Here is a 2,454-nt window from a genome sequence, read left to right on the forward strand (position 1 = left end):
GTTCGGCTTCACCGTCCGTCAGCCAGGAGAAAGCAGGCATGGGAACGAGCGCTACCCAAGCCGATGGGATGGATGCCGGCCGCATGGCGTAGAGTCGGGAGCCATGCGCGCCACCGGGGGTCTCGCCCGAGGAGGGCATCCATGAGCCACGTCAGGCTGAATGACACCGTCGGTTCCGCCAACACGCAGGACGGGCCCGGTGCCAGCAGCACCTTCACGCCCGTCTCCGGCGACGGTTCGGACAGCACGCTGATCGCTCAGCGCTCGGGAAGCGTGGCCCCCCCTCCGGGCACGACGCTGCCGGTGGTGGACCCGGCCCGCTATGCCATCGCCGGAGAGCTGGCGCACGGTGGCATCGGCCGCATCCTCCGGGCGAGGGATGTCCAGCTCGACAGGCCCGTGGCCATCAAGGAGATGCTCACGCCAGCCCGCGAGGCCGAGCCCCGCTTCGTCGCCGAGGCACTCGTCACCGCGCGCCTGCAACACCCCTCCATCGTGCCCGTGTACGAGGCGGGGCGCTGGCCGGGCGGCGAGCCCTTCTACGCGATGAAGCTCGTCTCCGGCCGCTCGCTCGCGGACGTCATCGCCGAGCGCAAGACGCTGGAGGAGCGGCTGGCGCTGCTGCCGCACGTGCTCGCGGTGGCCGAGGCCATCGCCTACGCGCACACCGAGCGCATCATCCACCGCGATCTCAAGCCGGCCAACGTGCTGGTGGGAGACTTCGGCGAGACGGTGGTCATCGACTGGGGACTGGCCAAGGACCTCTCGCGCGAGGAAGGCACGGAGCCCACCGGGGCGGCCGACACGAGCGCCGGAGCCAAGGACGGAGGCCTCACCCGGGTGGGCACGGTGATGGGGACGCCGGCGTACATGCCCCCGGAGCAGGCCGCGGGCCAGCCCGTGGACGAGCGCGCCGATGTCTACGCGCTGGGCGCCATCCTCTACCACCTGCTGGCGGGGACCCGTCCCTACGAGGGAAACACCTCGGAGCAGGTGCTGCAGCGGGTGGCACAGGGCCCTCCGCCGCCCCTCAGGCAGCGCCAGAAGTGCATTCCAGCGGACCTGCTGGCCCTCGTGGGCAAGGCGATGGCGCGCGAGCCCTCCAAGCGCTACGCCACCGCGCGCGAGCTGGTGGAGGACCTGCGGCGCTTCCAGACGGGGCAGATCGTCGGCGCGTACCAGTACTCGCGCCTGGAGCTGCTGCGCCGCTTCGTCCGGCGCTACCGGGCCGCGGTGACGGTGACGGTGGTGGCCGCGCTCCTGCTCGCCGGGCTGGCCGGGGTGAGCATCCGCCGCGTCCTGGAGGCGCGCAACCTGGCCGAGCACAAGCAGGCCGAGGCCGAGGCGGCGCACCAGCAGGTGCGGACCCAGGCCGACGAGCTTCTCCTGCTCCAGGCCCGAGAGGCCGTGCAGCGGGATCCGAACGAGGCCATCGCCTGGCTCCAGCGCATCTCGCCCGGCTTCCCCCACTGGTCGGCGGCACGGATGATCGCCGCGGATGCCCAGGCCCACGGCTTCGCCTCCGTGCTGCGAGGCCACTCGCAGACGATCAACGACCTCGAGTTCACGCGGGATGGCAGGGGGCTCGTCACCAGCAGCGATGACCGGACGCTTCGCGTCTGGGACCTGGAGCACGGGACGAGCCGGGTCCTCTCCGGGCACACCGACGAGGCCTGGGGAGTCCGGCTGCTGCCCGATGGTCGCCTCGTCTCCAGCGGCAAGGATGGGACGCTCCGCCTCTGGAACCCGGAGACGGGCGAGGGCCAGCTCCTCGCGAAGCTGTCGGGCCCCGTGTCCACGCTCGTCGTCTCCCGGGATGGCGGGCGCCTCTTCAGTGCGAGCCGCGTGGACGACCAGCTCCTGGTGTGGGACCTGAGCACGAACACGTCGCGCACGTTGCACACGGGCGGCAAGGGACTCGAGGACGGGAGCATCTCGCCCGACGGGAAGCACGTCTTCCTGCGCGGCCACCAGGGTATCCAATCGATGCTCTGGGACGTGGAGCGCGGCACCTTCGCGCCCATGGATGAGAATGAGCACGTCTGGGCGAACGTCTTCTCTCCGAGCGGCGAGCTCTTCACGGGCAGCAGCGAGGGCGCGCTGTACGGCTGGGAGCCGCGCACGGGGAAGCGGCGGCTGCTCGACAAGGACAAGAGCGCGCAGCCCATCACGGCGCTCGTCATCACGCCGGATGGCGGGCAACTGGTGATGGGCTTCATGGATGGCACCGTGCGGCTCTGGGACCTGGCCACCGGAACGCCCCGGGTGCTGGGAAACCACGAGGGCACGCTCACCACCCTGAGCGTCTCCCCGGATGGCCGGTACATCGCCTCCGGCAGTACCGATCGCACCGCGCGGCTGTGGGAGCGCTCCACGGGCAAGGTCCGCGTCCTGCGGGGCGCCCGGGATCAGATCCGCGCCATCGACTTCTCGCCGGATGGCCAGCGACTGGCC

At 71.3% G+C, this 2,454-nt stretch carries 1 protein-coding gene; it reads left to right on the forward strand.

The features are described 5' to 3' along the window. Positions 1–141 precede the first annotated feature (141 nt). On the forward strand, positions 142–2,454 hold a 2,313-nt coding region (locus VF697_RS19325), incomplete at its 3' end, for a serine/threonine-protein kinase (protein WP_331097098.1).

The sequence above is a fragment of the Archangium sp. genome, assembly GCF_036388035.1.
Classification (GTDB): Bacteria; Myxococcota; Myxococcia; order Myxococcales; family Myxococcaceae; genus Archangium.